Source organism: Rhizobium sp. RHZ02 (assembly GCF_014851575.1).
Lineage (GTDB): Bacteria > Pseudomonadota > Alphaproteobacteria > Rhizobiales > Rhizobiaceae > Rhizobium > Rhizobium altiplani.
Genome location: NZ_JACUZX010000130.1, coordinates 1 through 255 on the forward strand (window position 1 = coordinate 1; position 255 = coordinate 255).

At 62.7% G+C, this 255-nt stretch carries 1 protein-coding gene; it reads right to left on the reverse strand.

Features of this window, described 5'->3' with window-relative positions:
• Positions 1-255 (reverse strand): adenylate/guanylate cyclase domain-containing protein (locus IB244_RS31820; RefSeq protein ID WP_192307035.1); only part of this gene is annotated, 255 nt, incomplete at both ends.

Sequence of the window (255 nt, forward strand, 5' to 3'; positions counted from 1 at the left end):
CCTCGCCTTGACTTGGCGATAGGCATCCTCGGATAGGCAGATAGCGCCCGCCGCAGCGACGCTCTCCAATCGCGAGGCGATATTGACGCCGTCGCCCATCAGATCGCCGTCGCTTTCCTCGACGACACCGCCCAAATGGATACCGATCCGGAACTCGATGCGACGGTCCTGCGGCACGCCTTCGTTGCGTTCAACCATACCGTTCTGCACCTCAATGGCGCAACGCACGGCGTCCACCACGCTGCGGAACTCGAC